Genomic DNA, 5427 nt, shown 5'->3' with positions numbered 1-5427 from the left:
CAACTTTTCTAAAAAGCTCGAAAATCATTTTAAAGCCTTTGATTTGACTTTCTTTTACCTTAATAACGGATTTGTTTAACGCTAGCATACTTTTTGAAACACCACCGAAATTAGAAATCACTTTTTCAGTGATTTTAATCCTGGTTATTTTATATGGCATCCAATGGATGTTTCATGGTTTTCCAGCAGGAAATTAGCAATTTCCTCTCCAGTATTCATCCTGATTCGGGGTAAATAATCGTTTTAATACTTTACATTAAATCAATGCCGAAATGGCGCAAAATCACAGCCCAGACAAGAAAAATAAAGATAGTCATTATGCAACAGATGGCTAGAGACAGCCAAAATCCATAACGCTGATAAAGTATCGGAAATGCTAAAAACATAGGTAAGGTTGGTACTACATACCAAAAGGTATACCAAGCATGATTGGAAATTTTCTGGGGATCCTGATTCTCAATTTTCATCCATATCAGCACAAGTACCGTGACAATAGGCAAGGCGGCAATCAACCCTCCTAGACGGTCACTACGTTTAGCAACTTCTGAAATTAGTATGACCATCCCAGCAGTTATAGCATATTTAGCAATAAGCCAAACCATATGCATTTCCTTTAGCAAATAAAAAACTTTTTATAGGTGCTTTCAATCATCTACACGCTTTATTCGACCTATAAATTGCTCAATAGACAAGAAATTTATCCTTCTTTTCCTCTATGTCCCATGCTTTGAGTGGCAAAAAGTATAGGGCAATTAGAGGAACTGTTTTTCACGCATTTATTTTGGGTTATTTTTTTCGTTATGGATAGACAATAATCATCATTCTGATCATCTATTTAAATTGCCTCAGGATCAAAAAAAAATTTAGCTGTAGACTTAAAATCATGGCTCTGGGAAGTCAACCAAGTCTCACAAAAGTGTAAGACCTTTTCATAAATTAAACAGTGATATTTTGTGCCTTGATTGGTTCCTCTATTTCTCGTAAGTTATTGGCTTTTTTTTTATTTTTCTTTCTTTTTTAACTTTCTAAAAATAATACCTAGCCGCCACCCTGCCCCAATCAAAGTGAATAATTTCATCTTTTACCTCAACCGATTAGAAATCCAAGCATATATGGCTCAAACTTATACCGATTGCACTCTAAGCCCAGTTCGATAGCTTGTGTATGTTAGGTAAATTTCTGTGGATTAAATAAAGCCTACCTTTCGTTGGGCTTCTACTTTCTGGCTATTCACTATAAATCTGTACTGACAAACACACTTTCAATAAAAGCATCTGCTTCATGATCATCCAGTACTTCAATGTTTACGTCTAAATGAATAACTTCAGCCCCCGTCTTTTCTTTAAATTCTGCAAATTTTTGGCTCAGAAACTCTTGAATTTCATCTTCAAGCTTGGTTCTTGCAATGCGATATTCTTTTAGTGCTTCTTTCACAGACCCCCCCATGGGCTTTTAATTGTGCAATTAATTTAACATAAAGATGAAAAAAGCCCACCATTTGGCAAGCGTTTAAATCAAAATATCAAGCATAATCAATAGGCTTCTTTCATAAATTCTCTTTATTTCCTCCTATGGAAGAAAACAAAGAGGATGTGCACAATTATGAAAGAAGTCTAATCATCGGCAGTTAATTTCTTCCTATATTGTACGGATATCTACCCTGGAAAAAACCACAGATGAGCAATTGATGATAGCTGTTCTCGCCTTTAGATGCCTATTTCACATTAGGAGACACCATATTTTCCGGAACCACCACAGCATCGAACTGTTCCGCAGTAACCAGATTCAATTCGACCGCGACCTGTTTTAAGGTTTTGCCTTCCTTATAAGCTGTTTTTGCAACTTTCGCAGCATTTTCATAACCAATCACCGGATTTAAAGCGGTGACTAGCATGAGTGAGTTATGCAGGAAATGATCTATCTTTTCCCGGTTTGGCTCAATGCCAACGGCGCAATGATCATTGAAGCTGTTACATGCATCGCCCAACAGTTGAATCGATTGCAACAGGTTAAAGGCAATGACCGGCATAAACACATTCAGTTCAAAGTTGCCCGAAGCTCCAGCCACATTAATGGTCGTGTCATTCCCCAACACCTGCGCCACCACCATGGTCATGGCTTCACTTTGGGTAGGATTGACCTTACCCGGCATAATGCTTGAACCCGGCTCATTTTCAGGAATACGGATTTCGCCAAACCCACAGCGCGGACCACTTGCCAGCCAGCGAATATCATTGGCAATTTTATTTAAACTTGTTGCCAGCGTTTTTAAGGCTCCAGAGGCAAATACTGCAGCATCCCGGGCCGCCAAAGCTTCGAATTTGTTCGGAGCCGTCACAAATGGCAAACCGGTTAAATTGGCCAGTTGTGCTGCTGCTTTAACCGCATATTCAGGATGAGCATTTAAACCGGTTCCAACTGCTGTCCCTCCCAAAGGCAATTCATACAAACCCAGTAAGGCATAATGCAGACGTTTTAAGGCATGATCCAGTTGTGATACATAGCCACTAAATTCCTGACCCAGCGTTAAGGGCGTTGCATCCTGTAAATGAGTACGGCCAATTTTCACAATATCTGAAAATGCTTTAGATTTAGCCTCTAGAGTATCGCGTAAACGTTGTACCGCAGGAATCAGCAGTTCATTGATTTGCAGGCTTGCAGCCACATGAATGGCCGTTGGAAAAGAGTCATTGGTCGATTGCGCACGATTGACATGATCATTGGGATGAACCGGCTTTTGCGCCCCCAAAGGATTACCCAGTTTCTGGTTGGCAATATTGGCAATCACTTCATTGCAGTTCATATTACTTTGCGTACCCGAACCGGTTTGCCATACTACCAGCGGAAACTGGCTATCCCACTTCCCGGCAATGACTTCTTCTGCAGCATTGACGATATAGTGTGACAGCTCATGAGGAATTTGATCTAACTCGGCATTGGTAATGGCTGCCGCTTTTTTGACTAGGCCCATCGCCCGAATCATCGGTCGGGGTAAACGCTCCTGGCCAATTTTAAAGTTTTGCAAACTGCGCTGTGTTTGCGCACCCCACATTGCTTCGCCTGGAACTTCTACCTCGCCCATGGTGTCGTGTTCAATACGTGTTTGCATGCGCTACCTCTTATCCCTGTCGTTTTATTCATTCAGCCAATTGATTAGTTTTGACATATTTAATGATCTTAATCAAACATCTTGTAATTGTAAATGATTATTATTTACATATGCTTTTTAAGCTTCATACCTCTTTAATTTCCTTTTAGCGTTTGCTGATAAAAACGCCAGGCATCTTCAATCATTTGGGTAATGCTGCGTTTAGGTTGCCATTTTAAAATTTCATGGGCCTTGCTTGAAGTCGCCCCCACCTGATCCAGTTCAGCATAAGTATAAAACGGTGCATCTATGGTCTTGATTTCAGTCCGGGTGACTTTGGACACTTCACTGAGCAAGGCGCGTATGGACATATTTTGCCCTGCGATATTAAAAGCATTACAGGTATAAGGTTGGGTTCTTAACCATTGCAAGGTTGCGAAAATGGCATCACAACAGTCCAATACATGCAAAAAGCTGCGTTCAACGGTACGATCCAGGGTTTGGGCTTGCTGTCGCAGTTCAATATAATCACGTTTTCTCGCTGCTACCTGTAAAGCCAGCGGAATAATGTTTTTCGGCAATGGTGCAACAAACTCCCCGAGTACGGCATGTTCAAAGGCTCCGGCAATGTTGCATAATCTTAAAATGGCAATTTTCCATTCATTGTCGGTCAGTGCAGTATCACGGATGATTTCTTCCGTCATTTGTTGAGATTTGATATAGGGATTTGGATAGGAATAATTAAATGGCGTATCTTCGGTCAGAATTAAGCTGGACTGGCCGTAAACCGCCAGACTGGATAAATGAATCAGGCTGCGAATGCCTGTACGCTGCATGGAACGCAGCAAGCTCATAATACAACTGACATTATCGTTATAATATTCCAGCGGTTTCAGCGCAGATTCTTCTATCGATTTGAAACCGGCGGTATGAATGACGGCTTCTACGGAATATTGTTCAAAAACTTTGTTTAAAGCCGGCGTATTGCGGATGTCAATTTTGACAAAAGGCACATACATGCCGGAAATGTATTCAAGTCGTTCCAGGGTTTGTAAAGTTGCATTGGATAAATTATCGACAATGATGACTTCTTGTCCATGAGCCATCAGGCTTAACGCAATATGTGAGCCTATAAAGCCTAAACCACCTGTCACTAAAATCATTGTTTAGATACTCCTTATAATAATCAGTACCTTGCAATTTATTGGTGTAATTTTGGTGCTTACAACAACTTATTCACAGATATTAAAAGCAAAAAACCGACTCAAAAATTCTCTTGAGTCGGCTAATCTGCAAGAGCACTATATCACCATATTAAAGGTTTGAAATAATGCATGTGTTACAGTTATGGCTATGAACTGTATTTTATTTACGACAAAAAAATTGATTTAGACATAAAAAACCGCCCTTCCAGGCGGTCTATTTTTATTTCAGCAATCTGTATCGTTCATGCGGAAGTCTTTTCAGTTTAAAGATATGATCATAGTGGACTGCCACCTCTCTCCTAAGCAAGACAACTCAGAAACGGCAAAAGCTTTTCAAGTCTATCTAATGTTTATTCCTAATCGTATTTACATTCCTGTTCATTAAATGTCTTATAAAGTACTTAAAAGATAGACTTTTAATATAACTAAGCTCTTGCTGATGACTTCTATAAAAATCGTCAGGGCTATCAAATATACCGAAGTCTTGGTTAATTCCCTTGTCTTGAATAAAAGTATGACTTAGATTCCAGTCTATGGGTGGATTATCAAAATTATCTGTAAAGACTCCGAAACCACAGAATGTCTGAGTAACGTTTTTATTGATGTTTCTTAGCTCTTGAAAATATTTCTTATCAAGAATGACTCCTTCCAAGATATACCAATGTTCATTCACATAAACCTCCACCCAACTATGCAATATGTTTTTAGGTGAAAGCTTATACCAGATACCGTCTATCGCCCCTTTCTGTAACGCTTTATCAATAGTGAAGCCATGCAGTCGAGTAGGTATTTTGACTGCTCTTAACAGCGCCATCAATAAAGTTGCTTTTGTATTACATTGGCCATAGCCATCTTTTAAAACATCAGAAGCAGGAATCATGTCTCCGGTGTTATAGCCGAACTTAATCTCGTCCCGAACAAAGTTATAAATTTTTTTAACTTTTTCTACATCACTTAACTCATTCCATTTTCTTTGCTCTATTAAATTTTTTATTAAAAAATGGCTATAGTTTAATATAGGGGTGAATAGCCACTAATTTTGTAGACACCTTTTAGTTAGATAAAATGGCTAATTAACGAGGTGCTTATGAGCAGTAAACGATATCCTGAAGAATTCAAAATTGAAGCAGTAAA

Annotated in this window: 5 protein-coding genes and 1 pseudogene; 1 reads left to right on the top strand and 5 read right to left on the bottom strand. The window is 39.1% G+C overall.

All coding sequences use genetic code 11. The features are described 5' to 3' along the window. A pseudogene (locus ACPUEY_RS13885) lies at nucleotides 1-79 on the top strand (IS1 family transposase); the annotation flags it as partial. A 172-nt stretch (nucleotides 80-251) separates the two neighbouring features. Here the strand turns inward: ACPUEY_RS13885 and ACPUEY_RS13880 are convergent. The 5 genes from ACPUEY_RS13880 to ACPUEY_RS13860 form a co-directional block, all read right to left on the bottom strand. Then, nucleotides 252-602, bottom strand: coding sequence for a DUF3147 family protein (locus tag ACPUEY_RS13880; protein WP_425122435.1), 351 nt, complete (start codon nucleotides 600-602; stop codon nucleotides 252-254). Nucleotides 603-1233: 631 nt separating this feature from the next. Beyond that, nucleotides 1234-1434 carry a hypothetical protein gene (locus ACPUEY_RS13875; RefSeq protein WP_092819661.1) on the bottom strand — a complete coding sequence of 67 codons (201 nt, stop codon included), beginning with the start codon at nucleotides 1432-1434 and terminating at the stop codon, nucleotides 1234-1236. 280 nt (nucleotides 1435-1714) lie between these two features. Continuing rightward, nucleotides 1715-3109: a class II fumarate hydratase gene (gene fumC, locus ACPUEY_RS13870; protein WP_425122434.1), complete on the bottom strand. Its 1395-nt coding sequence runs from the start codon at nucleotides 3107-3109 to the stop codon at nucleotides 1715-1717. A 134-nt stretch (nucleotides 3110-3243) separates the two neighbouring features. After that, nucleotides 3244-4251: an SDR family NAD(P)-dependent oxidoreductase gene (locus tag ACPUEY_RS13865; protein WP_425122433.1), complete on the bottom strand. Its 1008-nt coding sequence runs from the start codon at nucleotides 4249-4251 to the stop codon at nucleotides 3244-3246. Between the two features lie 385 nt (nucleotides 4252-4636). Next, complete coding sequence (locus tag ACPUEY_RS13860) at nucleotides 4637-5311, bottom strand: transglutaminase-like domain-containing protein (protein ID WP_425122436.1); 675 nt, start codon at nucleotides 5309-5311, stop codon at nucleotides 4637-4639. Nucleotides 5312-5427: the final 116 nt, after the last annotated feature.

The sequence above is a fragment of the Acinetobacter sp. G11 genome (genome assembly GCF_049808495.1).
Lineage (GTDB): Bacteria > Pseudomonadota > Gammaproteobacteria > Pseudomonadales > Moraxellaceae > Acinetobacter > Acinetobacter kookii.
The sequence above is the reverse complement of the archived record's forward strand: the minus strand, read 5'-3'. Positions and strand labels throughout refer to the sequence as shown.

Excerpts from the sequence above, each read along its gene's own strand:
- ACPUEY_RS13880 (WP_425122435.1), bottom strand. The coding sequence starts at position 602 with ATGGTTTGGCTTATTGCTAAATATGCTATAACTGCTGGGATGGTCATA.
- fumC (WP_425122434.1), bottom strand. The coding sequence starts at position 3,109 with ATGCAAACACGTATTGAACACGACACCATGGGCGAGGTAGAAGTTCCA.
- ACPUEY_RS13865 (WP_425122433.1), bottom strand. The coding sequence starts at position 4,251 with ATGATTTTAGTGACAGGTGGTTTAGGCTTTATAGGCTCACATATTGCG.